We start from the raw sequence: 239 nt of genomic DNA, 5'->3' as shown, positions 1-239 counted from the left end.
GGTCCGGGTGCTCAAGCCTGGGCCCGGCAGTTGCAAGAGCAAGGCAATCTGGCGCGGATTCTTCCAGCCGGTTTGGTGGCCACCCATCGCAGCGGGCCTAAAAATGATCGCAACGATGCACTGGCGATTCTGCGGGCTGGTCGCGATGAAAAGATCTACGCAGTGCCGGTCAAAAGCGTTGCGGCGCTGGCAATGCAGGCGTTGCATCGCGCCCGCCAAGGCTATGTGCGTCGACGCAC

Annotated in this window: 1 pseudogene; it reads left to right on the top strand. The window is 62.3% G+C overall.

Going from position 1 to position 239, the window contains the following annotated elements:
- Positions 1–239: pseudogene (locus tag WLY71_RS30960) on the top strand (IS110 family transposase); the annotation flags it as partial.

The sequence above is a fragment of the Pseudomonas rossensis genome (assembly GCF_039888995.1).
Taxonomy (GTDB): Bacteria; Pseudomonadota; Gammaproteobacteria; order Pseudomonadales; family Pseudomonadaceae; genus Aquipseudomonas; species Aquipseudomonas rossensis.
Note: the sequence above shows the minus strand (reverse complement) of the source record. Positions and strands in the feature narration are given on the sequence as shown.